This is a genomic window from Roseovarius aestuarii (assembly GCF_019966515.1).
GTDB lineage: Bacteria > Pseudomonadota > Alphaproteobacteria > Rhodobacterales > Rhodobacteraceae > Roseovarius > Roseovarius aestuarii.
The window spans coordinates 1-25,950 of sequence record NZ_JAIMIB010000024.1 but is presented as its reverse complement, the minus strand read 5'-3'; the positions used below and the strand labels follow the sequence as shown (position 1 = coordinate 25,950).

30 protein-coding genes are annotated in these 25,950 nt (G+C 57.3%); 11 read left to right on the top strand and 19 right to left on the bottom strand.

From position 1 onward, the window contains the following. Nucleotides 1-155 precede the first annotated feature (155 nt). Nucleotides 156-1,007 (bottom strand): DMT family transporter, encoded by an 852-nt coding sequence (locus LC334_RS20540; protein ID WP_085802240.1) that lies wholly within the window; start codon nt 1,005-1,007, stop codon nt 156-158. A gap of 21 nt (nt 1,008-1,028) precedes the next feature. Further along, entirely contained in the window at nt 1,029-1,988 is a 960-nt protein-coding gene (gene hemC, locus LC334_RS20535; protein ID WP_085802241.1) for a hydroxymethylbilane synthase, read from the bottom strand. A gap of 96 nt (nt 1,989-2,084) precedes the next feature. Between hemC and hemE the strand changes: the two genes are divergently transcribed. The 4 genes from hemE (at nt 2,085) to LC334_RS20515 (ending at nt 6,408) form a co-directional block, all read left to right on the top strand. Then, nucleotides 2,085-3,119: a uroporphyrinogen decarboxylase gene (gene hemE, locus LC334_RS20530; RefSeq protein WP_085802242.1), complete on the top strand. Its 1,035-nt coding sequence runs from the start codon at nt 2,085-2,087 to the stop codon at nt 3,117-3,119. Nucleotides 3,120-3,395: 276 nt separating this feature from the next. Beyond that, on the top strand, nt 3,396-4,310 hold the full coding sequence (locus LC334_RS20525) for an MBL fold metallo-hydrolase (protein ID WP_085802243.1): 915 nt from the start codon (nt 3,396-3,398) through the stop codon (nt 4,308-4,310). After that, a complete protein-coding gene (locus LC334_RS20520; protein ID WP_085802244.1) occupies nt 4,307-5,257 on the top strand; it encodes an MBL fold metallo-hydrolase in 951 nt (316 codons plus the stop codon). The genes LC334_RS20525 and LC334_RS20520 overlap by 4 nt, the downstream gene beginning before the upstream one ends. Nucleotides 5,258-5,349: 92 nt before the next feature. Next, nucleotides 5,350-6,408, top strand: a complete 1,059-nt coding sequence (locus LC334_RS20515; RefSeq protein WP_085802245.1) for a YeeE/YedE family protein — start codon at nt 5,350-5,352, stop codon at nt 6,406-6,408. A 23-nt stretch (nt 6,409-6,431) separates the two neighbouring features. Here the strand turns inward: LC334_RS20515 and LC334_RS20510 are convergent, their stop codons facing one another. The 12 genes from LC334_RS20510 to LC334_RS20455 all read right to left on the bottom strand — a co-directional run bounded on the left by LC334_RS20510 (nt 6,432) and on the right by LC334_RS20455 (nt 16,902). Next, nucleotides 6,432-6,860: a DUF302 domain-containing protein gene (locus LC334_RS20510; protein WP_085802246.1), complete on the bottom strand. Its 429-nt coding sequence runs from the start codon at nt 6,858-6,860 to the stop codon at nt 6,432-6,434. A 94-nt stretch (nt 6,861-6,954) separates the two neighbouring features. Next, nucleotides 6,955-8,220 (bottom strand): NAD(P)/FAD-dependent oxidoreductase, encoded by a 1,266-nt coding sequence (locus LC334_RS20505; protein ID WP_085802247.1) that lies wholly within the window; start codon nt 8,218-8,220, stop codon nt 6,955-6,957. Between the two features lie 27 nt (nt 8,221-8,247). Continuing rightward, nucleotides 8,248-8,955 carry a c-type cytochrome gene (locus LC334_RS20500; RefSeq protein WP_085802248.1) on the bottom strand — a complete coding sequence of 236 codons (708 nt, stop codon included), beginning with the start codon at nt 8,953-8,955 and terminating at the stop codon, nt 8,248-8,250. 4 nt (nt 8,956-8,959) lie between these two features. Then, entirely contained in the window at nt 8,960-10,252 is a 1,293-nt protein-coding gene (locus tag LC334_RS20495) for a c-type cytochrome (RefSeq protein ID WP_085802249.1), read from the bottom strand. After that, nucleotides 10,236-11,513 (bottom strand): sulfite dehydrogenase, encoded by a 1,278-nt coding sequence (soxC, locus tag LC334_RS20490; protein WP_085802250.1) that lies wholly within the window; start codon nt 11,511-11,513, stop codon nt 10,236-10,238. Before soxC ends, LC334_RS20495 begins: the two co-directional genes overlap by 17 nt. An 18-nt stretch (nt 11,514-11,531) precedes the next feature. Then, on the bottom strand, nt 11,532-13,229 hold the full coding sequence (gene soxB, locus LC334_RS20485) for a thiosulfohydrolase SoxB (RefSeq protein WP_085802251.1): 1,698 nt from the start codon (nt 13,227-13,229) through the stop codon (nt 11,532-11,534). A gap of 87 nt (nt 13,230-13,316) precedes the next feature. Next, nucleotides 13,317-14,150 carry a sulfur oxidation c-type cytochrome SoxA gene (soxA, locus tag LC334_RS20480; RefSeq protein WP_085802252.1) on the bottom strand — a complete coding sequence of 278 codons (834 nt, stop codon included), beginning with the start codon at nt 14,148-14,150 and terminating at the stop codon, nt 13,317-13,319. Between the two features lie 34 nt (nt 14,151-14,184). Further along, nucleotides 14,185-14,514, bottom strand: a complete 330-nt coding sequence (soxZ, locus tag LC334_RS20475; protein WP_085802253.1) for a thiosulfate oxidation carrier complex protein SoxZ — start codon at nt 14,512-14,514, stop codon at nt 14,185-14,187. A gap of 22 nt (nt 14,515-14,536) precedes the next feature. Beyond that, nucleotides 14,537-14,959 carry a thiosulfate oxidation carrier protein SoxY gene (gene soxY, locus LC334_RS20470; RefSeq protein WP_085802254.1) on the bottom strand — a complete coding sequence of 141 codons (423 nt, stop codon included), beginning with the start codon at nt 14,957-14,959 and terminating at the stop codon, nt 14,537-14,539. 27 nt (nt 14,960-14,986) lie between these two features. Then, entirely contained in the window at nt 14,987-15,439 is a 453-nt protein-coding gene (gene soxX / locus LC334_RS20465; RefSeq protein ID WP_085802255.1) for a sulfur oxidation c-type cytochrome SoxX, read from the bottom strand. A 149-nt stretch (nt 15,440-15,588) separates the two neighbouring features. Then, nucleotides 15,589-16,146: a thioredoxin family protein gene (locus LC334_RS20460; protein ID WP_085802256.1), complete on the bottom strand. Its 558-nt coding sequence runs from the start codon at nt 16,144-16,146 to the stop codon at nt 15,589-15,591. A 15-nt stretch (nt 16,147-16,161) separates the two neighbouring features. Further along, entirely contained in the window at nt 16,162-16,902 is a 741-nt protein-coding gene (locus LC334_RS20455; protein ID WP_085802257.1) for a cytochrome c biogenesis CcdA family protein, read from the bottom strand. Nucleotides 16,903-16,982: 80 nt separating this feature from the next. Between LC334_RS20455 and LC334_RS20450 the strand changes: the two genes are divergently transcribed. The 3 genes from LC334_RS20450 to LC334_RS20440 all read left to right on the top strand — a co-directional run bounded on the left by LC334_RS20450 (nt 16,983) and on the right by LC334_RS20440 (nt 18,837). Next, nucleotides 16,983-17,351 carry a thioredoxin domain-containing protein gene (locus LC334_RS20450; RefSeq protein WP_370737949.1) on the top strand — a complete coding sequence of 123 codons (369 nt, stop codon included), beginning with the start codon at nt 16,983-16,985 and terminating at the stop codon, nt 17,349-17,351. Between the two features lie 81 nt (nt 17,352-17,432). Next, nucleotides 17,433-17,741, top strand: a complete 309-nt coding sequence (locus tag LC334_RS20445; protein ID WP_370737950.1) for an ArsR/SmtB family transcription factor — start codon at nt 17,433-17,435, stop codon at nt 17,739-17,741. A gap of 40 nt (nt 17,742-17,781) precedes the next feature. Continuing rightward, on the top strand, nt 17,782-18,837 hold the full coding sequence (locus tag LC334_RS20440; protein ID WP_085802259.1) for a YeeE/YedE family protein: 1,056 nt from the start codon (nt 17,782-17,784) through the stop codon (nt 18,835-18,837). Nucleotides 18,838-18,886: 49 nt separating this feature from the next. On the opposite strand, the gene LC334_RS20435 is transcribed toward LC334_RS20440, so the two are convergent. The 5 genes from LC334_RS20435 to LC334_RS20415 form a co-directional block, all read right to left on the bottom strand. After that, the gene (locus tag LC334_RS20435) at nt 18,887-19,078 is read right to left on the bottom strand and encodes a Trm112 family protein (protein WP_085802260.1); all 192 of its coding nucleotides are present in this window, start codon (nt 19,076-19,078) and stop codon (nt 18,887-18,889) included. Further along, nucleotides 19,075-19,719, bottom strand: coding sequence for an LON peptidase substrate-binding domain-containing protein (locus LC334_RS20430; RefSeq protein ID WP_085802261.1), 645 nt, complete (start codon nt 19,717-19,719; stop codon nt 19,075-19,077). The genes LC334_RS20435 and LC334_RS20430 overlap by 4 nt, the downstream gene beginning before the upstream one ends. Nucleotides 19,720-19,746: 27 nt before the next feature. Continuing rightward, a complete protein-coding gene (locus LC334_RS20425; RefSeq protein WP_085802262.1) occupies nt 19,747-20,655 on the bottom strand; it encodes a thioredoxin family protein in 909 nt (302 codons plus the stop codon). 497 nt (nt 20,656-21,152) lie between these two features. After that, nucleotides 21,153-21,557, bottom strand: a complete 405-nt coding sequence (locus LC334_RS20420; RefSeq protein WP_085802263.1) for a DUF3052 family protein — start codon at nt 21,555-21,557, stop codon at nt 21,153-21,155. Then, complete coding sequence (locus LC334_RS20415; protein ID WP_085802264.1) at nt 21,558-22,376, bottom strand: sulfotransferase family protein; 819 nt, start codon at nt 22,374-22,376, stop codon at nt 21,558-21,560. A gap of 150 nt (nt 22,377-22,526) precedes the next feature. Between LC334_RS20415 and LC334_RS20410 the strand changes: the two genes are divergently transcribed. From LC334_RS20410 to LC334_RS20395, 4 genes are all read left to right on the top strand, one after another. Continuing rightward, nucleotides 22,527-24,104 carry a DUF5928 domain-containing protein gene (locus LC334_RS20410; protein ID WP_085802265.1) on the top strand — a complete coding sequence of 526 codons (1,578 nt, stop codon included), beginning with the start codon at nt 22,527-22,529 and terminating at the stop codon, nt 24,102-24,104. An 11-nt stretch (nt 24,105-24,115) separates the two neighbouring features. Then, nucleotides 24,116-24,499 carry an HIT domain-containing protein gene (locus LC334_RS20405; protein ID WP_085802266.1) on the top strand — a complete coding sequence of 128 codons (384 nt, stop codon included), beginning with the start codon at nt 24,116-24,118 and terminating at the stop codon, nt 24,497-24,499. A gap of 60 nt (nt 24,500-24,559) precedes the next feature. Further along, nucleotides 24,560-25,552 (top strand): ectoine utilization protein EutC, encoded by a 993-nt coding sequence (gene eutC / locus LC334_RS20400; protein WP_085802267.1) that lies wholly within the window; start codon nt 24,560-24,562, stop codon nt 25,550-25,552. Between the two features lie 18 nt (nt 25,553-25,570). After that, a partial coding sequence (locus LC334_RS20395) for an aminopeptidase P family N-terminal domain-containing protein (protein WP_223413100.1) occupies nt 25,571-25,950 on the top strand: 380 nt, incomplete at its 3' end.

Genomic DNA, 25,950 nt, shown 5'->3' with positions numbered 1-25,950 from the left:
GCTACGCTATTTATCCTACCAGTATCAACCGTCAGAATCAGGGTTTCTGATAGGTCCAGTTTTCAGCTTTGATACTACCAGAGATTTCATGCGGACAGAAGGATGCGGCACGAAACCCGGATTATTCGTCAGTTCCGCCGGGTGCCTAGCGCCGGTCACAGATGCCGCGCGAACCTGAGCAGCGCCGCTCCGGTCAGTGTCAGCGCGGTGGATACCAGCTTGGCCAGATCCAGCCTTTCCTTGAGGAACACCACGCCGAAGAGCAGCGCGAAGACGATGCTGGTTTCGCGCAGGGCGGTGACCAGCGCGATCGGGGCCTGAGTGAACGCCCAGATCACCAGCGCGAAGGCGATGAAAGAGGCGCTGCCACCCAGTACGCCGCGCAGTTTCTGCGTGGCAAGCGCCGTTCGGACAATGCGTGGCCGCCAGAGCAGCATCGAGCCGGTAAACCCAAGCGTCGAACCGATCGCCAGCCAGCCATAAAACCCGATGGGAGAACCCGACACCCGCGCGCCCAGCCCATCCACCAACGAATAGGCGGCGATAAAACAACCGGTCACAAGTGCCAGTGTTGCGGCGGTCAGGTTGCGCTGGCCGGTTTCCTTGCGCACCAGCGCCAGACTGATGATCCCGATACCGATCGTGGCGACGCCGATGATCTCGGGCAGGTTCAACACCACGCCCAGAAACCCGACCGACACGCCGGCGACGATCAGCGGTGCGACGCCGCGGGCGATGGGATAGACTTGACTCAGATCGCCCACGCGATAGGCCAGCGTAAGAAAGATCTGGTAGCCGACATGCAGGGCGATCCCGGCGAAGAGATAGGGCAGGCTGTCGGCGGCGGGCGACGGAAAGCTGACGGCGGCGATCACCGCCAGCGGTGCCTGACCCATCATGACCGCGCTCATGCCGACAAACTTGTCGGCGCCGGATTTCAGCAAGGCATTCCATAACGCGTGCAACAGCGCAGCGGCGATCACCACCAGAAACACCGTAGTGGTCATATTGGCCTACCCGGCTCGATCCTAAACCCGCCAGTCAAAAAACCCATCTCCGGCCTCGTTTAACAGGGTTTCGGCCATCGCGCGTCCAAGCTCAATCCCATCCTCGATCGGCGCGGTGCGATCATCGCTTAGACTTTCGCTGCCATCGGGACGAAGGATTTCGCCACGCAGACGCAAATTGCCGCCCGTTAGTTCAGCCAGCGCTGCGATAGGTGTTTCACAAGAGCCATCAAGCGCGGCAAGAAACGCCCGTTCCGCGGCCAATTGCTGGCCGGTAGATGCATGATGAATCGCGGCAAGCATATCCGCGGCGCGGGTATCATCGGCGCGCCGTTCGATCCCGATCGCGCCTTGCGCCACGGCGGGCAGCATCACATCGGGATCGATTGCTGCCGTTGCCACATCCGACCGGTCCAACCGGTTCAGCCCTGCCATCGCCAAGAAGGTACAGTCGGCCACGCCATCATCCAGCTTTCGTAACCGGGTCTGCACATTGCCGCGAAATTCGACCACTTCAAGGTGGGGGTAGGCCACCAACACCTGGGCCTTTCGGCGCAGCGACGAGGTGCCCACTTTTGCGCCTGCGGGCAGATCGGCGAGGACGTCAACCAAGGGCGCGACAAAGGCGTCGCGCACGTCCTCGCGCGGCAGATAGCAATCAATCACCAACCCATTGGGCTGCGATACCGGCATATCCTTCATCGAATGCACGGCAACATCAATCACGCCTGCCAGCAGCGCTTCTTCGATTTCCTTGGTGAACAGCCCCTTGCCGCCGATTTCCTTCAGCGGGCGGTCGGCGGCGATCATGGCGCGGTTGTCGCCGGTAGTCTTTATCACCACGATCTGGAACGCCTCATGCGGCAGATCAAATGCCCCGGCCAGCCGGTCGCGGGTTTCGTACGCCTGCGCTAGCGCCAGCGGAGAGCCGCGCGTGCCCAGTTTCAGCGGGGTGCGGGGCGAGGGTAATTCCAGTTTCATGCGGGCGGTTTAGCCCCGGGGTTTCGCTCTTGCAAGGCAGGTGCGGTTGACATCTTGTCGCCGGGAGGTGAACACCCCTTAAATCGGAGGGTAACGATGGCCGCACAAAAGACGATTCTGAAGGCACTGGCGGGCGAGACCCAGGATGTGCCGCCGATCTGGATGATGCGCCAGGCCGGACGATATCTGCCGGAATACCGTGCCACGCGGGCCGAGGCCGGGGATTTCCTATCGCTGTGTTACAACAGCGATCTGGCGACCGAGGTCACCTTGCAACCCATTCGCCGCTACGGGTTTGATGCCGCGATCCTGTTTGCCGATATCCTGCTGGTGCCGCAGGCGCTTGGCGCCGATCTGTGGTTTGTCACCGGCGAGGGGCCGCGCCTGTCGACCATCACCGATCAGGCCGGGCTGGACGCGCTGAAACCCACTTCGGACATTCATGAAACACTGTCGCCGATCTATCAGACCGTACGCAACCTGTCGGGGGCGTTGCCGCCCGAGACCACGCTGATCGGTTTCGCCGGCGCCCCATGGACAGTGGCCACCTACATGATCGCCGGGCGCGGCACCCCGAATCAGGGTCCGGCCCATGCGCTCAAGGCGGAAAACCGCACCGTATTCGAGGGGATTTTAGCGCGCCTTACCGAGGCAACGATCGAGTATCTCTCGGCGCAGATCGAAGCCGGGGCCGAAGTGATCAAACTCTTCGATAGCTGGGCCGGGTCGCTCAAGGACGAAGATTTCGACCGCTATGCGATTGAACCTGCCCGCCAGATCATCGCCGCACTGAAGGCTCGTCATCCCGACACGCCAATCATCGCCTTTCCGCGCGAGGCGGCTGGCAAATATGTCGGCTTTCACGCTGCCACCGGCGCGGATTGCGTGGCATTGGATAACTCGGTCAGCCCCGATTGGGCCGCCGCAAACATCCAAAAAGATGGTTGTGTGCAAGGCAATCTTGCGTCCTCGCACATGGTGACCGGCGGGGCGGCCCTGACGGCTGAAACCTGCGCCATCGTCAAAGCTTTCCAGGGCGGCCCGCATATCTTCAATCTGGGACACGGTATCACGCCAGATGCAGATCCGGACAATGTTCAGCGAATGATCGATGCGGTTCGCGGCGGATAGGATCGCGCAGATATTAAAAATTTTTCGGCGACCAATGTGGACGCGTAAGACCGGTCGCCGCATCAGGCATGAACGGGGTTCACAAATCTCAGACCCCCGGTCGGGCTTTTAGACCTCCGGTAGCCATGTGCCCAACGAGTGCGTACCGGGAAGAGCGCAGGCTGTGACGGCACGCATCTACTCAGGAATTTTTTGCGTTGGTTACGCCTTCTGAAATCGTTGCACTTCTGATGATATTAATACATATTCTAATACGAGAATTTATTGGAGGTGAAGATGTCTTTTTCCCGTCGAGATTTCCTCTCTGCGCTCGCCGCCTGGCCGTGTCTGGCCAGCCTGCCGCAACAGGCGCTGGCGGAGGTGAAAATCGGTTCCGGTGTTCTGACCGCTGTCAGTGACGGTCATCTGGTTTTACCTGGCAGCTTTATGTTCGAGCCGATGACGAAAGACGAGCTGGCACCGATCCTTCAGGAATTCGGACTTTCGGAGGATCAACTGAAGCCTGCGTGCAATCTTGCATTATACCGCGACGGTGAAAATACCGTGCTTTTTGATGTCGGGTCTGGCCCCGACTTCATGCCGACGGCCGGGATGCTGACTGAGTCGCTCTATGGCTTGGGTCTTAGCCCCGAAGACATCACTCATGTGGTATTCACCCACGCACATCCCGATCATATCTGGGGTCTATTGGACGAATTTGACGATCCTCTCTTTACCGATGCCACCTATATGATGGGCCGGGATGAATGGGATTACTGGTGGAATCCTGAAACGGTCAACACCATTGGCGAAGATCGTGCCGCCTTTGCCGTTGGGGCAAGGCGTCGCATGGAGGCTATTGAAGATACGGTAGAATTTTTTGATGACGGCCAGGAAATCCTGCCAGGTGTCGCAGCCATCGCATCAAATGGGCACACGCCGGGGCATATGAGCTTTGAGGTTCGAAACGGATCAGACGCTGCAATGGTCGTCGGCGATGCCATCGGCAACCATCATGTTGCCTTTGCCAGACCCGACTGGCCCAGTGGCGCGGATCAGAATGCCGAACAGGCGATTGCCGCGCGCCGTCGGCTCCTGGATCGGCTGAGCGCCGAACAAATGACGCTTGTGGGGTTCCATCTACCCGGTAACGGCATTGGCCGCGCAGAGGTGTCGGGCGACGGGTATCGGTTCATCGGGGAGGATCTATGATGCGCATTCTTGCGATCCTTTCCGCAATGCTTTGCGCGCTTCCCGCGCTTGCCGATGAAAACATTGCTGACCAATATCCCGGCTCTGCGCTATATTCCAAACCCGTTGAAGTTATCCCGCATGTCTGGTCCGCCATTGGGGCAACAGCGCCGCCGACCTATGAGAACACCGGACATAACAACAACCTCAGCTTTATCGTGACCGGGGACGGCGTCATCGTGATCAATGGCGGTGCGGCTTATATTCTGGCCGAGGCGCTGCATGGCGAGATCAAAAAAATCACCAATCAACCGGTGAAACTGGTCATCAACGAAAATGGTCAGGGGCACTCGATGCTGGGCAATTCCTATTGGTCGGAACAAGGCGTGCCGATCCTTGCCCATGTGGACGCCGCGCATGAGTTTGAAGAATACGGCGGGCAGATTCTTGAAGGGATGAAGCGCTACAATCGCGAAAAGGCCGAGGGAACATTTCTGGCGGGACCGACAGAGACGTTCGAAGATGACTACATCGTCGATATGGGCGATTTCCATATCGAGGTTCGCTATCTTGGCCCCGCTCACAGCCCAGGAGACGTGTCAGTATGGTTGCCCGAACAAAGCCTTGTTATCGCAGGCGATATGGCCTTCCACGAGCGCTTGCTGCCCATTTTTGACGATACGATGACAGCGGACTGGCTGGAAACCTGGGACGCTGAATTTGAAGCCCTGAACGCCACTTATGTCATCCCGGGGCACGGCCATCCCACGAACATGGCTCAGGTGCGCAGGTACACCAAAGACTACCTCATGTACCTGCGCGGCAAGATCGGAGAGCATCTGGACGCGGGCGGTGATCTGGCGGATGCCTATTACGTCGACCAGTCGCCTTATTCGCATTTGCATACGTTCGATGAACTGGCCACCAAGAATGCCGGCCGGGTGTATGAACAGATGGAATTTGAATAAACCACGCAGATCAGAACTTCCGGCTTTGAGCGAAGTCAATTACGAGCGCGCGTGTAGCGCGTATCACGCCAGGAAACGACACGGGCTCTGAGATGGATCAGTTGGTCGAAAGTTTCGGCGAAGGGCAGCTCTTACTGGCTTCTGGTGCAGTCGTAGGCGTGGTATTTGGTCTTGCTGCTTACCATTCGCGGTTCTGCCTGCGTGCCGCAGTAGTTGAGGTAACGGGCGGTTCACTGGGACCCAGGCTAGCGATCTGGTTGGTGGCGTTCTTCTCGGCCCTGGCCTCGGTGCAATTATTCGTATTCTCTGGTGCTCTGGACTTAAGTGAAGCACGACAACTGGCCGGCATCGGCAGCGTGTCAGGCGCCATAATCGGCGGGCTTCTTTTTGGCGCCGGTATGATCCTGGCGCGAGGGTGTGTTAGCCGCTTGTTGGTCTTGTCGGCCTCCGGCAATCTGCGCGCTATCATGACGGGCCTTGTCGTGACCCTCGTTGCGCAGGCGTCCTTACGCGGTGTTCTGTCACCCGCACGCGAAAGCCTGGCCTCCCTCTGGACGATCTCGGGTGGCCAAGCGCGGAATTTGGCAACATCTCTGAACTTCAGCCCTGGAATGGTGACGGTGATGGTGGTCAGCACTTTTGTCCTGTCTCTTTTCTTCGGTTGGCGGCAAAAAGTTCGGCCTTCAGAACTGGCCGCTGCCGCTTCTGTGGGGCTTGCAGTTTGCGCGGGCTGGGTTCTCACTTATGTGATCGCCGCACATTCTTTTGAGGTTGTCGCGATCCAGTCCGTCACATTTACCGGACCTTCCACCGACACGTTGATGGCGCTTGTGAACGAACGGGGTTTCCCGCTCAGTTTCGGCGCCGGGCTTGTACCAGGTGTTTTCTCAGGGGCGCTGCTGGCGGCCTTGATCAAACGCGAGGCCCGCATTCAGCGGTTCGAACCGGACGTCCCTATGGAACGCTATCTAGCGGGTGGTGTCCTGATGGGTTTCGGCAGCATGCTGGCGGGCGGTTGTGCGGTCGGGGCCGGCATGGCCGGAGGTTCGATATTCGCGGTCACCGCCTGGCTTGCTGTTTTCTGTATGTGGCTGGGTGCGATGGCCACACAGTGGTTCCTATCGGGCCGTCGCGTTCGGCAAGCGGGGTAAGCGGGGTAAGCGCCTGAAATCCGCTATTCTTCCACTGCTTCGGCCACAATCCTGGCCAGCAAATCCTGTACTAACTGCATCGGCCCTTCGGGATAGGTGCGGTAGCCGACCATCACGCCATCGGCGTTCTCGGCGACAAAAATCCCGTAGGGGCAGTGCGCGATATTCATTGGGTCGGCCTCCATCACCTTGCGTGAGACAACCGCCGAGCAAAAGATAAAGATGTCTGCTTCTTTGAACAGCGTTTTGTCACTGCCAACATCGGCACCGGTGCGCACAAGCATTTCGCCCACATGGCTGACGTAATCGACAACCAATCCCTGATCCACGATGGCACTTTCGACAGCAAATGCCGCATCCTCGAATGACCCGTCGTAGGGCACAGTGACAGGCCCCTCCGCATAAGCGGCGGTGCACAGCCCCAACGAAATCGCAGCGATCAATTTTTTCATGGCAAGATCCTCCTTTGATATCGCCTTAAGACTGGCAAATTTACGCGCCCCGATCGTTGAGCGAGGTCAATTTCCGGGGCGCATGTCGCGGGGACTAACCCAGCATGTCGGTGGTGATACCCGTGTACCACCCCTCGGACTCTTCGTAGGTCGCCTTGCGCACATCCGATGTTTCGCCGGTTTGGCTGATGAAACCATCGATCTTGGCGATCTTCTCGGGCGTAGCCTCGTAGGTAGCACCCACTTTAACGCCATCGTTAGCGGCGATAAGCGACCAGCACGTGTTCGAGAACTTGGCCGGGAACACTTTGGATTCGGTCAACGCGCCGCGAACCGCATTGGCGCAAACCTTGGCCTGGCTGTTGGCGGCAAATCCAGATTTGGGCATGTCGCCCTGCTGGCTTGCATCCCCCAGTACATGAATGTCCGGATCGGCCTTGGATGACATATCAGCGGCGTTCACCGGCGCCCAGTTACCATCCGTCACCCCAGCCAGTTCTGCGATGCGCCCGGCCTTCATCGCCGGGATCACGTTGCAGACATCGGCCTTGGTTTCCTCTCCATCGATCGACACGGTCATTGCCGCAGGATCAACTGAGACGTTGCCGCCACCAAAGTCTTCACCGATCCAATCGACCATGCCCTCGTAATGGTTAGCCCAGCCTTCCTGGAACAGGGCCATCTTCGAGAATTTCGGCTTTGGGTCGGCCACGATGATCTTGGCCGTGGGATTGTTGTTTTTCAGAAAATGCGCCACCATCGACACCCGCTCATAGGGTCCCGGCGGGCAGCGAAACGGATTGGGCGGGGCCACCATGACAAAGGTACCGCCCTCGGGCATCGCCACCAGTTGCGCTTTCAACAACTCCGATTGCGATCCTGCTTTATAGGCATGAGGCATGGCATTCTGCGAACTCAGATCCCAACCTTCAACAGCGCCATCAACAAAGTCGATACCGGGGCTGAGGATCAGCTTATCGTAGGGCAAGGATGCGCCACCGGCCAACGAAACTGTTCTGGCATCACGATCGACGCCCACAGCCCAATCATGGACCACATTGACGCCGCTTGCGGCCAGTTTGCCATAGGTGTGACCGATATCGCTGACCTCTTTGAACCCGCCCAGGTAAAGGTTGGAAAAGAAGCACGTGTAATAGGTGCGCGTTGGCTCGATCAGGGTGACGTCAATTTCGCCCTTGCTGTCCTTCGCGATATAGCGCGCGGCGGTTGCGCCGCCTGCGCCACCGCCGACAACAATGACGCGCGGTTTGCTATGGCCGTCTGCCAGCACCACCGGCGCCGCGATCGTGCCCGCGGCTGCCGCGGTCGTGCCCAGGAACGCTCTTCTGTTGAGTTTCATTTCATTTCCTCCCGTTTATGCTTTTTGTTATTCGTTCAGTTGACCAAAATATGCGGCCAGTGCGGCGATCTCCTCATCACCTAAACGTCCGGCCACCATTTGCATGACCGGATGCTTGCGTTGCTTCTTCTTGTAGGCATGCATTGCGACCACGAAATCTTCCTCGGGCCACAGTATTATGGATGGAATCCCGTTGCCGGCTCCCGACGCCTGGTGGCACGTTACGCATTCGCCACTCAGATATTCTCCATATTCCGGATCACCCTTGAGGGCCAAGATAGTCGGTTCCAGATCATGATCGGTGCCGCGTGCCGTCGGATCCGCCTCAGGTATGTTGGCAGGATCATCGGAAAATGTGCGCAGATAGGCGATAAGGTTGGCACGATCGCCAGCATCTTTCAGCCCCCGAAAACTCATGCGCGTGCCGCTGGCCATAGATCTCGGGTTTTCCAGGAATGTATCCAGTGTCTCGGCATGCCATTCCAACCCGCCTGTTCCCGCGCGCCGGAAGCTTTTCGAATACCTGAAATCGTCGTGACTGGCGGCCCGCCGTCCGAAGAGCCCGTTCAGATGCGGGCCAATCCGGTGTTTCGCCTCCTCGCCCACCTGGTGGCAGCCCTGACATTTGGAAAAGACGCGCTTTCCAGCTTCGACATCGCCGCTCTCGGCCAATGCAGAGGTGGCCAAACACACCAATCCAGTCACAAATGCTGCGATCCGTGTGGGCGCCGCCATCTCCTTAGCCACCGAAGCTTTTGAGGTAGGCAATGACAGCAGCGATGTCGTCCTCATTCTTGAGGCCCGCAAAACTCATTTTGGTGCCTTTCATGTAGGCTTTGGGTTTGGTTAAAAACTCCGTCATTGCCGTTTCGTCCCAGGTGCGCCCTTCATCGTGAGCAGCCTTGAAAGCAGCGGAATATTTGAACCCCTCGATCGCCCCGATTGTACGCCCCAAAAGCGCGTTGAGTTGGGGGCCGGATTTATTCTTGGCTCCCTCGCCAACCGCATGGCAGGCTTTGCACTTTTTGAATACCTTCTCACCCGTCTCAACGAGGGCCGGATCGACCGCGGCGACGTCGGCTGTGCCAGCATCAACTGACTGAGCGTTGGTGTCAGACGCAGCGACCGCCGAAAAGGTCGGAGTATCGTTCGTCGTAGCGTGGTTCATGACGGAATCACCGCCACCTTCCGGCGTCACATCAAGGAAGGTCGCGCGCATGGTGATTTCAACACTGTCCTTGCAGTTTTCCATGCAAGGCTCCTTTCTCCACTGAGCGTATTCAAGCTCGGACCGGTCATCAACCACGAAACCATTCTTGTTGTGCATCTCGAAGGCGGTGAAGTTCTCGTGGCTTAGCTCGAACTCATCATCGACCAGATCGTTGGAATAGAGGATGTAGGCCACAATCGCGTAGGTTTCATCAGCCGTCAGCGTACCTGCCTCGCCAAATGGCATGGAGCGATGGATATAATCCCAGGCTGTCGACAGATGAGGCCAGTAAGAGCCAACTGTCTTGACCGGGTCTTTGTCACCCAATGTATCAAATCCACCGGCAAGCACGGGCCAGTTGTCAACACCTTCGGCAAAATCGCCATGACATGAAGCGCATTTTTCGGCGAACACCTCTTCGCCCGTAAATACATCGCCTGACCCTTCCGGAAGGCCACGACCGTCGGGCAAGACATCCACGTCCCATGCCGCGATTTCATCGACAAGTGCGGCGCGTCCCAATCCATATCGGCCATCAGCATCTGGTGCAGATGCGATGAGAGTTACTCCGCTCTCCATCCTCTCAGCAGCAGCGGCCTGAACTTCTGCTATCTTCACGTCCAATGCAGTTGCACGTTCGGCCTCGGCTCTTGCCATTTCGCTGGCCGCGGACGCCTGTGCTTCAACTTGGGCGATCCGGTCCTCGAGCGTCTCGATCTTGCTTTGACCGTAGTCGCGATTGGCAACAACGACAGCCGCCGCGATCGCGAGCGCCGCACCACCGAATGCCGGCAGAAAAATGTGACTAAGAGACTTCGACATTCTCGGCGATCCCTTCTGCATTCACGTACCAGGTCTGGATACAGTTGTTGTGGTAGACGGAATTCTCCCCGCGCTGTTCGCGCAGTTGATCTTTGGTTGGTTGGACATACCCCGTCTCGTCCATCGCCCGGCTCTGCAGGAGCATGGGGGAGCCGTCCCATTCCGTATCGAGGTAAAAGCGCGTCAAGGCCTTGGTGTCACCCTGTTTGCCAAGGCGTGCTGTTTCCCAGTTGATGCCACCGTCTTTCGAGACATCCACGCGCGTAATCCGCCCGTGGCCCGACCACGCAAGACCAGAGATGACCAACGGACCTTTGCCGTGGGTTATCGGTTTTTGCGGGCTGGGCGACGTCACAACAGATTTCGCATCCATTACCCACGTCCATTTACGCGCGGTGCCATCTTCATAAACGTCGGTGTATTTCGAGGTTTCTTCACGGCTCTCAACTGCGGCGTCGACCACTTCGATGCGGCGGATCCATTTGACCCACATGTTGCCTTCCCAACCGGGCACAACAAGGCGCACCGGGTAGCCGTGCTCCATGCGCAATGCTTCACCGTTGGCTTTGAACGCCACCAGCACGTCATCAAGCGCCTTTTCCATCGGAATGGATCGACCATTCGACGAGGCATCTGCGCCCTCCACGTAAACCCATTTGTCTGACAGCTCGCCGGCAGCATTCAGGCCCGCCTCGTTCAAAAGAGTGCGCAACGGAACGCCGGTATATTCCATATTGTGGATCATGCCGTGGGTGAACTGAACACCGTTCAGCTGCGCCCCCGCCCATTCCATGCCGGTATTGGCCGCGCATTCACAGAAATAAACATGGTTCTCACGCGGGAAACGTTCCAGATCCTCATAGGTGAAGACAAGTGGTTGATCGACCAGCCCGTTGATCATCAGCCGGTAATCTTCCTTGGATAGCTCGATTGCGCCGGAATGATGCCGTTCGAACGCGCAGCCCTGAGGCGTGATCGTGCCGTCAAGCGCGTGAATGGGCGTGAAATTGATCGAGCTGATCGGGGACGCCGTCAGCCATTCCACATTGCGCCGAACCACGTCCGCCTCGAAACGGATGGGCAGACCGTAGGGCGTTTCATCAACGCCAACCCCGGTGTAGGATGCCCAGTCCTGAAGTTCAGTGATCAGCGGATCGGGTTCGCTTGCCGCAGCCGTTCCGGCGACCGAGCCGGCCACGGCGGCAGCGCTTCCGCGCAGGAAGGCACGGCGCGACGTTCTGGATTTGAAGATATCGTCCATATGTGTGCTCTCCGTTTCTTAAGCGCCGGTTACTTCGACGCTGTTGTTCGGTTGCACCGTGACGGTGCCGAGTGTGCGGATATGGTTTTCAACCACGTCCCAGATTTGCGGCCCCTCGGTACCTTCGTTGACCGACGCCCAACCGGCAACGACGTAGGACCGGGAAGGATCAATCGCTTCGCCGCTGCCAAGCAGGGTCATGTTGCTGATACGCTCGCCCTGCGGTTTGCTGACATCAATGCTGTAGCCAAGCCCGCCGGTCCGCACCATGTCGCCGCCCTGCTGGTAATAGGGGTCCGGGTTGAAGATGTTGTCAGCCACGTCCTCCAGAACGATTTTCAGGAACTCACCAGTCATTTCTGTGCGATACGCCTCACCATAACTCATGGAGGTCACGTTCCAGATATCTTCTCGGGTGATGTCCTGACCCGGGATCATCGACGGCCCCCAGCGGACACCCGGGCTAAGCGCGATCTCGGCCTCGCGTTCCGACAAGAGCGCGTCACATATGAGATCGTCCCACGTGCCGTTGAAATTCCCCCGGCGATACAGCGTGCTTTCGGTCTGCCCGATTACCTCAGCCAGCTCTGAAACATAGGGCGCACGCTGCGCATCTATCAGTGCGGTCATATCCGCATCAGGTGCGATCACGTCCGAAAAGATCGGGATCAGCTTGTGGCGATACCCCATCATCCGCCCATCGCGGATATCCAGATCGACGCGGCTGACAAATTTACCATTCGACCCTGAGGGCACGATGATCGTATCGCCCGACAGAACCGGCTCGGGCAGCGCATCATGTGTGTGCCCCGACAGGATCACGTCAATGCCACTCACAACCGTCGCCATCTTCTTGTCCACGTCAAAACCGTTGTGGCTGAGAACAACCACACATTCCGCACCTTCGGCACGTACCTCGTCGACCATGGCCTGCATGTTCTCATCCCGAATACCAAAGGCGTATTCGGGGAACATCCAGCGCGGGTTCGCGATGGGCATGTACGGGAAAGCCTGTCCGATGACGGCGATCTTGGTGCCACCACGCTCGAACATTTTGTAGGGCGGGAACAGATCGGTCGGTTCGTCCCATTCGGCATCGAAGATGTTTTGTCCAAGTGCAGCGAACGGCAGGGATTCGACAAGTTCTGCCACCCGATCCGACCCCAGTGTGAACTCCCAATGAAACGTCATCGCGTCAGGTTTCAGCGCATTCATCACATTGACCATGTCCTGGCCTTGCGTGTGATAGCAGGTGTAGGACCCATGCCATGTATCACCGCCATCCAGAAGAATTGCATCCGGGCGATCGGCACGAATGGCTTTGACCACCGTCGCGACCCTGTCCAGCCCGCCCACGCGGCCATAGCCCTGCGCCAACGCAGCAAAATCACCCGAACTCAGGGCGTAATGGCTTGGGCTGCCATCAGCGATCCCGTAGAGGCGGCGAAAGTCAGCGCCGGTAACATGCGGCACGGCACCTTTGTTGCTGCCAACACCCAGATTGAAGGACGGCTCTCGAAAGTAGATCGGTTTGAGCTGGGCATGGACATCCGTGATGTGAATCAGTGAGATGTTTCCGAACATCTCGAACTCCAAAAGCTGATCCTGGGTCAGTGACTGCTGCGCTGCCAGCCGCGCCCAGTTGCCAAACCCGGAAGCACCGACCATGGCCGAGGCGGCCATCCCAACTTGCAGAAAATCGCGTCGCGAGATCATATATCAGATCTTTCATTACATATGCGCATGTTTGAATGTTATGCGTCGAGAAAACCCCGCACCTCCTGGATGCGGGGTCTGTGGTTTCTAGTTGCGAACCGAAGGCGTTTCGACAGAAAGCCCTTGTCCGCGCGACGCCAGATACAGCTCCAGCGCCTTGAACTCCGGCCCGCCTTCCTTGAAAGGCTCTGCCCGAATGTTTTTCATGCAACCCTTGAAACGGCCGTGGATTGAATTCAGCTTGGCGTTCTTCAACCTGTAGGTCGGAAACCCGTTGATCTGTCCTTGACTCAGGTGATCCGCACGGATCATCACGCCGTAATTATCCTCGTGACAGTTAGAGCATGCCATGTCCAGCTGACCGACGCGTGTGTAGTAAAGCTCCTTACCCTGCTCCCAAAACGGCGCGGCTTCGCCGTCGGTCGCGACGGAAATCGGCATGCCGCGCGATTGCAAACCGATAAGGGCGGTCATCGCCGTCATGTTGCCCTTGGACCATTCCCAAGGCTCGGCTGCCATCCGTTCCGTGCGACACTCGTTGATCAGATCTTCCATCGCAACCAACTGACCGTCATCGACCCTGGGAAGCTGGGTTCGCAAACCGGCAAAATCCGCCACATCCTCGTGGCAGGATGCACATGATTTTTCTGCTGCCCCCTCGACCTTACCCCACAGATCCATACCTTGCTCGACAAAAACGAAAGCCGGGTTGTCGAAATCGTCGGTTTCCAATGCCTGTGTTTCGGTGGACCGAAACCGCCAGCCAGAATAAATCGTGCTGACGTTTTCCATATGTGCCGGAGCCGCGGTCTCGGTCACCATCGCCTCGCCTTCAATCGACAGCGAGTTGCTGTCCTGTGCAAAAGCGCCTCCGGCGAAACCTGCTGCAGCCGCGAAAGTAACCCATTTCTTCAGGTTCATTCTTGTCCCTCCCTGACAAGATCGTCTGAGCCTCTTATGAGACTTCGATCTTTTTCTTCGTGTCGTAGACCGAGCCGTCGTCGTCATACCAAGTGAAGGTGAATTCACCGGACTCGGGTACGATCGCCTCGAACTGGAAATACGGGTTGGTTGAGATCGCGGGTTCAAGCGTCACGTCGATCACGTTTTGCCCGTTAAAGTCGGCCGTGAAACGATTGATGATCGAACGCGGGATGATGTTTCCATCATCGTCTTTGCGCTGACCGCTTTCCATCTTGTGGCTGATCAGGGTTTTGATCGTAATCGTGTCACCGGCTTTTGCTTTTTTCGGGACCTTGACGCGCGGTTTTACACCTTTTGCCATGTTCTTTCTCCTCGTCCTTGCCTTAGCCGCCGCAGCCGCCGATGGTTACTTTCACATTGGCTGACGCTTTCTGGAACGAACCGTCTTCCATCTGAGCGATGGCGACAACGTTCTGAGTGGTGGCCAGACGAATACGGGTGGACGCGCTGCGCGACGCGCTCAGCGGTCCGAAGTTGAAGGTGACAACGTTGGGCACCGGGTTACCGTCTGCAAACAGCGTAATCGCAACCGCGCCGGGCGCGCTTACTTCAATTGGAACGGTGTTGCCGTTTTCCGCAATTTCAGGGGCGGTCAACGTAATCGCTCCCTCGCCCAGATCAGCCCCGCCGGTAATTTCTGCGATTTCGTCATCGGTCAGCGATGCGAAAGCCGGGAACGTCCCCATTGCTGTCGCGGCAACACTGGCCGTACTCAACATCAGCATGTTGCGCCGTGTCAGTTGCATGTTGATCTCCTCAATCTCTGTAGGTCGCTACTCTTTGAGCGTCAGCAGATACGCCACTACGTCCTCGACCTGCTGAGCGGTCAGGATCGACGTGCCTGCAAAGTCCTCCAGCGGGCGCTCATAGCCGCTGTCGATATAAAAGGCCGGCATGATGGTGCCTTCAAAGACCTTTTTAGAGTTGGTCACGATGGCACGCAGCTCAGCTTCGCCCCAACGGTCGGCGACACCGTCCATAGGTGGTCCAACCTCGCCGTGAAAAGACTCCTCAGACAGGTCTGTATTCGTATGGCACGCGAGGCAATTGCCAAGCTTGCGGTCCGCGAATACAGCGCGGCCTGCAACCGGGTCTCCGGGCTGACCAGTCAAGGAAGCTTCGACGATGCCATCATTGAAAGCAACATTTGCCGGTTTCACTGCTTCCGAGTACGCCGACGTTGCCGCCATTATGGCAAGTGCGGCTCCTCCCAATGCGTGTTTCATGCACCCTCCCTAGGTCGATTCCGTGCCTTGGTTGAATTGCAAGTTACTGCACACAGCCACGCCAACGCAACATCAAATTCAACTACGTGAATTTTTGTATTTGTTCGCATGAGCAACATATTCCGCAATTATACAACTCTCCAAACAGCTTAGCCTTCTTCCTCCAACCGTCGCGCATGGTACTTTTGGAATGACTCTTCCCCCTCGTAGCGTTTTTCGACCACCCAACGGAGCATGCTCATCGTTGTTCCGGGCCCAAACGCGCCAGGCATATTGGCCACCGCCACCTGGGATGCCATCGCGTCATCGCTTACCTCTTCCGGAAAGAAATAGATATTTGGCGTGAACAGCGCGCCCCAGCGTTTCACCATATCCTTTTCCGGCATGGCGGTGTCGTCAAAATCAGTTACTTCCACATCCCCGAACATGTTGATTTGCACGACAAAGAAGTTCTCTTCGATAAAATGTTCAACCTCGGGAATGACGAAAATCTCCTCGTGCATCTTCTTACAATAGATGCACCCCCGCTGCTCGATGATGACCATCAGGCGCTTGCCCTCTGCGTTTGCTTCCTCCAGATCTTCGCTGAGATCTTTAAACGTATCGCGCATCCAGGCGGCCTTGTGCAGACCGTCATCGCCCACCTCGGCGGCCAACACCTGCCCGCCCATCAAAAGTGCCGCTAATAGTGTCAGAAATCGTGTCATCGTAAGTCCTCCTAACTATCCAATGTTACTGAACCAGGGAATGTTCTCCAGCATCCATTGCGCGATTATGTTGATTGAATTGGTGGCGATCAGAAGGCCGAACAGGATCAGTAAAAGCCCCATCAGTTTTTCGATCAAGCCCATGTGGCGACGAAACCGCGCCATCCACCGCATGAACGGCCCAATGAAGAGTGCCGCCAGAACAAAGGGCAGGGTCATGCCCAACCCATACACAAATAGAAGGGTCGCTCCCTGCCCGGCAGTTTCCTGTCCGGCGGCTGTGAACAAGATCGCCGCCAGCACCGGCCCGACACAAGGCGTCCAGCCAAAAGCGAAGGCCAACCCGATGATATAGGCGCCCAGAAAGCTCACATTGCTTGTGTCGCCGGCATCCGCCCGAAGCTGCCGGTAGAGGATGCCGATTCGAATGACGCCAAGGAAATGTAGCCCCATCGCAATGATAATCGCGGCCGCCGCCCAGCGAAGGATGTCAAAATACTCCCGCACCATCTGACCAAATGCCGTCGCCGTGGCTCCCAGCCCCATGAATACGGTGATGACACCCAGGGCGAAACAAACCGCTGCAAGGAAAGCACGCGTCCTTACAGCGCCGGATATGCCTGAATTGGCCGAAATCTGGTTCATTCCGACACCGGCGAGATAGCTGAGATAGAACGGCACGATCGGCAGGATGCAGGGGGACAGAAAGGACAGCAAACCGGCCACCAATGCCCCAAGAAAGGTCACATCAAACATCTGGATCCCGCTGGTAAAACTTGAAGTATTCAAATATTAGATTATGATAACATTTAAACGCGCGTCAATCGGAGTCCGCCTTGATCCGCCTAAAAGCCCTTCTGATCGTGGCGATGTCATGGCTGCCCTTTTCATCTGCGGCCGAAACTTACCTGCTCATGGCCGAAGAACAGGGATGCTATTGGTGCGCGCGCTGGAATGAAGAGATTTCGCACATTTACCCCAAGACAGATGAAGGCAAGACCGCACCTCTCAGGCGTTATGATCTCCACGCGGACGATCCCGGGGCAGATCTTCGAAGCCGCGTTCACTACACACCCACTTTCATCCTTGTTGAAAATGGGAAAGAAGTCGGTCGGATCGAAGGGTATCCGGGCGAAGATTTCTTTTGGAGCTTGCTGAATATGATGTTCAAACAGGCAAATATCTCTTTCGATCAAACGGGCTAATCCGCTATGACAGTTCATATGACATCTGAAACAAACAGTTTGACTGATACCGCTTCACGCTTGCCCGTGCTCGACGCCAATATGTGCGCCGAAGACATGGAAAAGATGATGCGCAATGCTCAGCGTGCATCGAATTTCCTGAAAGCCATAAGCCACGAGGGTCGGCTGATGATCCTTTGTCACCTGGCTTCGGGCGAAAAGTCCGTGACTGAACTGGAAGACCTTCTTTCTGCACGACAGGCAGCCGTTTCCCAGCAGCTTTCTCGGTTGCGGCTTGAGGGCCTGGTTACGCCAAGGCGGGACGGCAAGGCAATTTACTACAGCCTGGCAGATGAGCGACCCCGGCAAATCATGGAACTCGTCTACGACATGTTCTGTAAGGAAGACTGACTGGATTTCAGGCCGCTTTTCGGCGCCTGGAGGGGGCCAAATGCTGGAGACTTTAGGAGAAGCCAACGCAGCTGCGCTGATCGGCCTGATCGGCGGTATCGCGTTGGGGTTGGCCGCTCGCATTGGTCGTTTCTGCACGTTGGGCGCCATCGAAGACGTACTTTACGGATCAGACAACCGGCGCATGCGCATGTGGGGTATTGCAATCGCCACGGCTGTCATCGGCACACAGATTTCAATGGCTCTGGGGTTCCTGGATGGCGCGGCGACGGCCTATCTCGACCGCGTCTGGAACCCAGTCGGCTCGGTCGTGGGAGGGCTTCTTTTCGGATATGGCATGGCCCTGAGCGGCAATTGCGGATACGGCGCGCTGGCGCGGCTCGGCGGTGGTGACCTGCGCTCGTTCATGATCGTCATCGTGATGGGCCTGTCTGCCTATTTCGTCATGTCGGGGCCACTTGCGCATTTTCGGGTGTGGTTGTTTCCCGCCGAAACCGGCGCCACGACACCGCAAGGTATCGGACAACTCGGCGAAAGCATCTGGGGGATATCACCTCCAGTTACAGGTCTTGCGGTTGGCGCTCTGATCCTTGTTGCTGCCCTGTCCAGCCGCGAAATGCGCAGATCGCCCGGGCATATTTTCTGGGGTATGATTGTCGGCCTGGCCATCTTGTCGGGTTGGATAGGCACCTATTGGATTGCGACCACCGGATTCGAGGCGGAACCGATTGAAACCCATACCTTTGCGGCGCCTATAGGCGACACGATCATCTATTCGATGACAGCCTCAGGCAATGCCCTGTCATTCAGCGTAGGCTCAGTCCTGGGTGTTGTCATTGGCGCAGCACTCGGATCGTACTCGAAAGGGCATTTCCGCTGGGAAGCCTGCGAGGACCCGCGCGAGTTGAAACGGCAAATCCTGGGCGCGGCGCTGATGGGTCCTGGTGCAATTGTTGCGGTGGGATGCAGCGTGGGGCAAGGTATCTCGGCATTTTCCGTTCTTGCCTATAGCGCCCCCGTCACCTTCCTGGCCATTTTTGTGGGTGCAGCCCTTGGCTTACGTCAACTCATCACCGGCTTCGCACCCGCCGAATAAAACCAATCTGGTAGATCTCATCTCTCATGACGAGCGTTAGGACAGCCGCTCACTCTAGAACACGCGCTTCGTCTATCAGCATGACCGGTATGCCGCTGCGGATGGGAAAAGCCAAACCGGCGGCACGGCTGATCAGTTCCTGTGCATCTGCATCATATTCCAGCCGTGATTGTGTCTGAGGGCAGATCAGCGCCTCCAACATGCGACGGTCGAATTCAGGGCCGGGTAATTTATCGCTCATTGCACCAATTCCTCGTCGTCACCACCGCGCAGGGCAAATTCGATCAATGTCACCAGTGTTTCGCGCCGGGTCGTCAGCGATGGTGCCTCCAGTAGGGCCTGTTTGTCCTCGGGTTCAAAACCCAGCAACATCGACAATGAATTGATCAGCAATTCATCATCCGCCTCTTTCAGTGATTCCCAATCCGTCTGCAACTCACGCGCGTGGAAATAGCGCCCCAGCAGGTCCAGAAACGGCCCGCGCTGAAAATGCACGTCCACATCTGTCGGGCCCAGGTCACGCTCGAACCCTGACCATGATACGTTTGCGCGGCGATAGGGGGTGAATCCTTCCAGCTCTTCGACAACCCGATATCGCGACAGACCGGAAAGCGTGATCATATATCGCCCATCCTCGGTTTCAGAGAACTGAGTGATGCGGCCCGCGCATCCGATCGAGTAAAGAGCATCGTCGCAGCCATTGGGCACCCGGTTCGGCTGGATCATCGCAATCATCCGCTCCGGCGTTTTTAGCGCATCGTCCAGCATCGCCAGATAGCGTGGTTCGAAAATATGTAGTGGAAGACGAGAACGCGGCAGCAGGAGCGCCCCCGGCAAGGGAAAGATCGGGACGACATCCGGCAGGTCGGCAGGGTGTTTCATGTAAACCAACCTAGCGCAGGATACGGCTCAGGCAAATATCATTGAGCTCAGCTTGCGACGACCATTCAACACCACCGGATCATTGGGTTTGAGCGCATCAAAAAGGGTGAACAGCTGTTGCTTGGCGGCGCCTTCGTTCCACTCGGCATCTCGGCGGAACAGTTCCAGCAACTGATCGACGGCTTCTTGCGTCTGGCCATTGGCACTCAGCGCCTGCGCCAGATCGAACCGTGCCTGATGATCCTCGGGATTGGCCTCGACCTGCGCCTGCAACTCGCCAACCGGCCCGGCATCCGCGGCCTGGCGCGCCAGTTCTAGCTGCGCATGGGCCGCCTCAAGCTCGGGTGTCTGGCTGATCTCAACCGGGGCGCCGTTCAGGATTGCCTCGGCCTGATCTAGATCATCCATCGCGATATGAGCCCGCGCCAGCCCGGCATAGGCCGGGGCGTTTGCAGGATCTTCCTGTAAAATGGCGGCAAAGGTCTGTGCCGCATCAGTGGCAGCACCTTCGTCAAGCATCTCATTGGCGGCGGCGACGGCCTCTTCCAGCCCACCACTGGCATCTCCACCTGCGGCTTTGACCGTGCGTTCGACGAAAGCGTCGATTTCGGACGGCGGCACCGCGCCTTGAAAGCCATCAATCGGCTGGCCCTGCCAGAACGCATAGACTGTCGGAATCGACTGCACCCTAAGCTGCCCGGCGATGCCCTGGTTTTCGTCGACATTGACCTTGGCCATCCTGACCGCGCCCTTGGCCTTGGTCACTGCTGCCTCAAGCGCCGGGCCAAGGGTTTTGCAGGGACCGCACCAGGGCGCCCAGAAATCGACAATCACCGGGGTCGTCTTGGAAGTCTCGATCACCTCGGCCATGAAATCGGCCTCGGACACATCCTTGATCAGGTCTTGCGCGGGGGGTTGGCTGCCAAGTTCAAGCATGTCGCACCTGTTTGTTGAGCTTACTGGAATAGGTTGAGGCTTACATGGCGTACCCTGTGTGCGGTTGCAAGAGGCCAGGACGTGGCAAGACCTGCCCGATTGATGTCTTTCCCAGGTTCGGCGCGCACTATAGCAGCGGCGCGGCGCCTGACAAATTGCCAATGAACGTCTGAGAGAGAAATATACGAGGTCGCCGCCGGCCGCGTCACCTGGAAGCAACGGCAATAATGCGGGAAGTGCTGAGCCCGCTAGTGTCGTTCAATCTAGTGGTGGCCCCACCGGGCTCAAGCGACTTAGCCCCATCCAGATTTGGGTTTGGCGGGGGTGAAATGCCGGGTCGCCCACCCACCAATCACCGCCCCGCCATCCAAGAGCAAAGTACGTCGGGAGATACTATTTATCATACTAAAATTTGCCCCTGAGAACAGTTTTCTATATTTCCGGAAAAAATGATAGGTCAGGAAATCCTGACCTTTGGCAACTATTGCAAGGCTGCCTCACCGCAGCTCTTTCCGGATCATCAGTTTCAATCCAGACCAGACAGCATCAACTGCGCAAACCTTCACATCGAGCAGCCCCATCGGCAAAGCTATTTCGCGGATGACATCCTCGGTCACATCCGTTGGCCGTTTCGACGCTTTCTTGGGCCAGCTGACCCAGATCATGCCGTCACGCGCCATAACCGGTAGCGCAATGCGCAGAGATTTTTCCAATTCTGCCCGTCTGGTCGTGAACAGGTGGGTGAAAGCGGCGCCACTCGTCAGCTTCCGCTGAAACACAACGTCGGGCACATTCGGCCCCAGCAATTCAGCATAATTGTCAGGCTCATCCAGCAAGACAGCTTTGATGCCGGGCTTAAGCCCCAGTTTGGCGTGCAGCGGGCGGCCCGAATACCCAACCATCTACTCGCCCAGCTTGACATGCACCTCGTCCAGATCAATCTCGCCGATCGGCATCTTGTTGGATGGATCTTCGAAATCATACTTGAACAAGTCAAAATCGCGTTTGTAGATTTCATAGACAAGATGCATCGACAGATCGTCGAAATAATCCTCAACCGGGTGCGCTCGCTTTGGGCCATGCCCCTCGGACTCGTTGAACCGCGGGATTTTCTTGATATTGACCTTCTTCGGTGTCTTGATTGATTTCAGAACCTCGCCCATGCCGTCATTGAACTTCTCGGTCCAGAAAATCTTGTCATAGGTGCCCCCATTGACGATGAAGGTCGAGACGTGGCCGGATTGCGCCGACCAGTGAATGTCAGGTTCCATCGGGCGGCGCCAGCGAATGGTGTCGCGCGCAAAGAGCAGGAACCGCCGGAAGCTCTGGACCTGGTCGAACTCCTGTTTGCCATCCTCGCCGCCAACCTCAATCCCGTATTTCTGCACCAGAAGCGGCACCAACTTTCCGCGATACCGCTTACCATTGCGCTGAATGCCGCAGATCTTGTCGAAAAAGCTGCTGAGGATACGGGTGTAGGGATTGCGCACGCAAGTGAAGGCATAGGACCCATGCGCTGTTACATTGGCCGTGATGGTCGGCTGGCTTTCCTCTCGGGCCCATTTATGCAGCCCATCGGTGGCATCGTGAATATCACCATCGAAGAATTCGCCATGATCGGAATAGTAAAGGATTTGACCGATGGTCGAGCAGGCGCATTTCGGCACCACGCGGTAAACTACGGATTCACTTTCGGTCATCCAGGTGCCGGGAAACCCCATTCTGCCGCCTCCACGCTCGATCTGCCCGGTTTAATCGGGCTTAGTGGTTTTTAACCCGTTAAAAAATTCAAAGAAAGCCTGTTTATTCAACACCTATTCATGCTTATCAATGTAAACAATCGAGGCAGCATCCGGTAGTTCGTTTCCAACATGGCCAAAATCGCCTTCATTCTTCTCTGCCATAAGGATCCCAAAGCGGTCATTGGGCAGGCGCAGATGTTGACGGCCGCGGGCGACTACATGGCGATCCATTTCGATGCGCGGGCGAAACCGGACCACTACCGCCAGATACGCGAGGCCTTGGCCGACAATCCAAACGTGACCTTCGCCAGAAAACGGGTCAGATGCGGCTGGGGGGAATGGAGCCTTGTCCAGGCCACGCTGAATGCGATCGACGCCGCTGTAAAAGAATTTCCCCGGGCCACACATTTCTACATGCTGTCCGGCGATTGTGCCGCGATCAAATCTGCGAGATACGCCCATGATCTGCTTGACGAACACGATGTGGATTACATCGAAAGCTTCGATTATTTCGAAAGCGACTGGATCAAGACCGGGATGAAGGAAGAACGGCTGATCTATCGCCATTTTTTCAACGAACGAAAGAACAAACAGCTATTTTACACCAGCCTCAGCATGCAGAAAAAGCTGGGGCTGGTTCGTGACATCCCGCATGACATCCAAATCCAGATCGGCAGCCAGTGGTGGTGTCTGCGCCGCCGCACGGTCGAGTGGATCCTCGATTTCACCCGGCGGCGCACGGATGTGATGCGCTTTTTCCGCTCGACCTGGATTCCGGATGAAACCTTTTTCCAGACGCTCGTGCGCCATCTGGTACCCGAGTCCGAGATCGAGACACGTACCCTGACCTTCCTGATGTTCACCGATTACGGAATACCCGTTACCTTCTATAATGATCACTATGATCTGCTGCTTAGTCAGGACTTTCTCTTCGCCCGCAAAATCAGCCCTGAGGCGCTTGAACTCAAGAAGCGGCTTGGCGCGCTATATTCCAATGACGAGGCGCAGTTCCAGATCTCGAATGAGGGGCGCAGTCTTTTCAAGTTTCTGAGCGGGCGAGGACGGATCGGCCGCCGCTTCGCAAGTCGCTTCTGGGAAACCGAAAGCACGTTGGGGCGCGAGCGTGAACTGATGATCGTGATCTGCAAGAAATGGCATGTTGCCAAACGTCTGCTGGAACGCATTCGCCAGGTCACCAACGTGCCCGCGATCGAATATCTCTTTAACGAAGAGGACACCGCCCTGCCCGATCTGGGCGGCATTCAGGCCACGCTGGGCAAACGTACCCGCCACCGCCGCGCACTGATGCGGATGCTGTTCGACTACTTCGAAACCGACCGTCTGATCGTCTGCATCGATCCGGGCAATCTGGACCTGCTACAGGATTTCTGCGGCGACCGGTCCACCACGAAACTGCTTGAGGTGCAGTGCGAGTTTACCGATGAATACCTGATCGGCCATGCCATGCGCGTGGGTCTTGCCGGTGAGCAGACACCCTCCGACACGTTGGAGCGCCTGTTACCGACAATTCGCGGTGACATGACGTTCGAGAGCGACCGTATCAGGGATTCTGAGTTCGAAAACCACCTGGTAATGCACCAATCGACAGAACCCGAGCGGAACGCCAACCTGCTGGCCCGCTTCCTTGATCTTCCGGTCGAAAAAACGCAGGACATTGTGCAGCAGGAACATCTGTTTGCCGATTGAGGACACCGCTTATGCCATACGCCTATGACAACCAGAACATCTTTGCCAAGATCCTGCGCGGCGAGATTCCCAATGACACGGTTCTTGAAACCGAACACAGCCTGGCCTTCAACGATATACAACCACAGGCGCCGGTGCATGTGCTTGTGATCCCAAAGGGCGCCTATGTCTGCCACGACCATTTCGCACTTGAAGCCAGCGATGCCGAAATCGCCGATTTCACCCGCACCATCGGCGCGGTCTGTCAGATGAAGGGTATCCAGCCCGGCGAGGACGGCGACGGCTACCGCACCATTGCAAATGCCGGTGACGACGGTGTGCAGGAGGTGCCGCATTTCCATATGCACATTCTGGGAGGCAAGCCGCTGGGACGGATGCTATCCAAGACCACGTGACCACAAGTCAAAGATCTTTCCCGACAAGGGATGGACGTGACCCAGATAACAGGGGGGTAGATGCCTGACATCAAGATACTGACCGAGGGTGAGCTGCGCGATCTGGTGCCGCTGGATATCGACGCGGTGGAGTGTGTTGAACAGGGCTTCACGACGCTGGCAGGCGGCAAGGTGGTGATGCCGCCGATCATGACGCTGATGGTGCCGGATCATAATGGCGAGGTTTGCGTAAAGTCCGCCTATGTTCCTGGTATCGACAGTTTTGCCGTGAAGATGAGCCCGGGTTTCTTTGACAATCCCAAACTGGGGTTGCCGTCCACCTCGGGCCTGATGGTGCTGTTCTCAAGCACCACGGGCGTGCTCGAGGCACTGCTTCTTGACAATGGATACCTTACGGATGTGCGCACTGCTGCGGCAGGGGCTGTTGCCGCGCGCCATCTCGCCCGTGAAGATGCGGCCCGTGTGTGCGTTATTGGCGCGGGTGTACAAGCACGGCTGCAACTCAAGGCTATGGCCCTTGTGCGGGGGATCACCAGCGCCGTGATCTGGGCGCGGGATGGCGCCAAGGCCGAAACCGCCTGTACCGATCTGCGCAACGAGCTTGGGATGGACGCCACTGCCAGCATCGACCCCGCCAACGCCGTGGCCTTGGCTGATATCGTGGTCACCACGACACCGTCGGACACGCCGCTGATTCAAAGCGACTGGCTGCAGCCGGGACAGCTTGTCATCGCCATGGGCTCGGATCAGGAACATAAGGTCGAACTGGACCCCGGCTGCCTTGCCAAGGCGACGCTTTATGTGCCCGACAACCAGTCGCAATGCGCTCTCAAGGGCGAGCTGCGCAGTGCGATCAAAGCGGGGGTATTCCCGGCAGATCGCCAGTTCACCGAACTCGGTGATATCACGTCGTGCAAGGCCCCTGGTCGCCAGTCCGGCAACGATCTCATCATCGCCGATCTGACCGGCACGGGCGTGCAGGACACCGCCATCGCGACGCTTGCCCGTCAGCGCGCCGAAGCCGCTGGCCTGGGCGCCACCTTTACAAGCTGACTTAGCGGAGCATCGATCATGCCAACACCGAAACTCCATTTCTCGCGCGATGAATTTGCGGCGCGTATCGCGAAGACCCGCACCGCCATGGCCGAACGCGGGCTGGACTTGCTGATTGTCACCGATCCCAGCAACATGAACTGGCTCACGGGCTATGACGGCTGGTCCTTTTACGTGCATCAATGCGTGGTGCTTGGGCTCGACGGCGAACCGATCTGGTATGGGCGCGGGCAGGATGCCAACGGCGCGCTCAGAACCTGCTTTATGGACCCCGCTAACATCATCGGTTACCCGGACCACTACGTGCAATCGACCGAGCGGCACCCGATGGATTACCTCTCGGCACAGCTTGCTGACCGCAAGCTCGACCGCGGCACCATCGGGGTCGAGATGGACAA

Coding starts and splice junctions, on each gene's coding strand:
- LC334_RS20460 (WP_085802256.1), bottom strand. CDS start 16,146: ATGACACGATTTCTGACACTATTAGCGGCACTTTTGATGGGCGGGCAG.
- soxA (WP_085802252.1), bottom strand. CDS start 14,150: ATGAACCTGAAGAAATGGGTTACTTTCGCGGCTGCAGCAGGTTTCGCC.
- soxC (WP_085802250.1), bottom strand. CDS start 11,513: ATGGACGATATCTTCAAATCCAGAACGTCGCGCCGTGCCTTCCTGCGC.
- LC334_RS20440 (WP_085802259.1), top strand. CDS start 17,782: ATGCTGGAGACTTTAGGAGAAGCCAACGCAGCTGCGCTGATCGGCCTG.
- soxZ (WP_085802253.1), bottom strand. CDS start 14,514: ATGGCAAAAGGTGTAAAACCGCGCGTCAAGGTCCCGAAAAAAGCAAAA.
- soxY (WP_085802254.1), bottom strand. CDS start 14,959: ATGCAACTGACACGGCGCAACATGCTGATGTTGAGTACGGCCAGTGTT.
- LC334_RS20495 (WP_085802249.1), bottom strand. CDS start 10,252: ATGTCGAAGTCTCTTAGTCACATTTTTCTGCCGGCATTCGGTGGTGCG.
- LC334_RS20410 (WP_085802265.1), top strand. CDS start 22,527: ATGGCCAAAATCGCCTTCATTCTTCTCTGCCATAAGGATCCCAAAGCG.
- LC334_RS20500 (WP_085802248.1), bottom strand. CDS start 8,955: ATGGCGGCGCCCACACGGATCGCAGCATTTGTGACTGGATTGGTGTGT.
- hemE (WP_085802242.1), top strand. CDS start 2,085: ATGGCCGCACAAAAGACGATTCTGAAGGCACTGGCGGGCGAGACCCAG.
- soxB (WP_085802251.1), bottom strand. CDS start 13,229: ATGATCTCGCGACGCGATTTTCTGCAAGTTGGGATGGCCGCCTCGGCC.
- LC334_RS20405 (WP_085802266.1), top strand. CDS start 24,116: ATGCCATACGCCTATGACAACCAGAACATCTTTGCCAAGATCCTGCGC.
- LC334_RS20455 (WP_085802257.1), bottom strand. CDS start 16,902: ATGTTTGATGTGACCTTTCTTGGGGCATTGGTGGCCGGTTTGCTGTCC.
- LC334_RS20435 (WP_085802260.1), bottom strand. CDS start 19,078: ATGAGCGATAAATTACCCGGCCCTGAATTCGACCGTCGCATGTTGGAG.
- LC334_RS20510 (WP_085802246.1), bottom strand. CDS start 6,860: ATGAAAAAATTGATCGCTGCGATTTCGTTGGGGCTGTGCACCGCCGCT.
- LC334_RS20520 (WP_085802244.1), top strand. CDS start 4,307: ATGATGCGCATTCTTGCGATCCTTTCCGCAATGCTTTGCGCGCTTCCC.
- LC334_RS20445 (WP_370737950.1), top strand. CDS start 17,433: ATGTGCGCCGAAGACATGGAAAAGATGATGCGCAATGCTCAGCGTGCA.
- LC334_RS20515 (WP_085802245.1), top strand. CDS start 5,350: ATGGATCAGTTGGTCGAAAGTTTCGGCGAAGGGCAGCTCTTACTGGCT.
- eutC (WP_085802267.1), top strand. CDS start 24,560: ATGCCTGACATCAAGATACTGACCGAGGGTGAGCTGCGCGATCTGGTG.
- LC334_RS20505 (WP_085802247.1), bottom strand. CDS start 8,220: ATGAAACTCAACAGAAGAGCGTTCCTGGGCACGACCGCGGCAGCCGCG.
- LC334_RS20540 (WP_085802240.1), bottom strand. CDS start 1,007: ATGACCACTACGGTGTTTCTGGTGGTGATCGCCGCTGCGCTGTTGCAC.
- LC334_RS20430 (WP_085802261.1), bottom strand. CDS start 19,719: ATGAAACACCCTGCCGACCTGCCGGATGTCGTCCCGATCTTTCCCTTG.
- LC334_RS20415 (WP_085802264.1), bottom strand. CDS start 22,376: ATGGGGTTTCCCGGCACCTGGATGACCGAAAGTGAATCCGTAGTTTAC.
- LC334_RS20525 (WP_085802243.1), top strand. CDS start 3,396: ATGTCTTTTTCCCGTCGAGATTTCCTCTCTGCGCTCGCCGCCTGGCCG.
- LC334_RS20420 (WP_085802263.1), bottom strand. CDS start 21,557: ATGGTTGGGTATTCGGGCCGCCCGCTGCACGCCAAACTGGGGCTTAAG.
- hemC (WP_085802241.1), bottom strand. CDS start 1,988: ATGAAACTGGAATTACCCTCGCCCCGCACCCCGCTGAAACTGGGCACG.
- soxX (WP_085802255.1), bottom strand. CDS start 15,439: ATGAAACACGCATTGGGAGGAGCCGCACTTGCCATAATGGCGGCAACG.
- LC334_RS20425 (WP_085802262.1), bottom strand. CDS start 20,655: ATGCTTGAACTTGGCAGCCAACCCCCCGCGCAAGACCTGATCAAGGAT.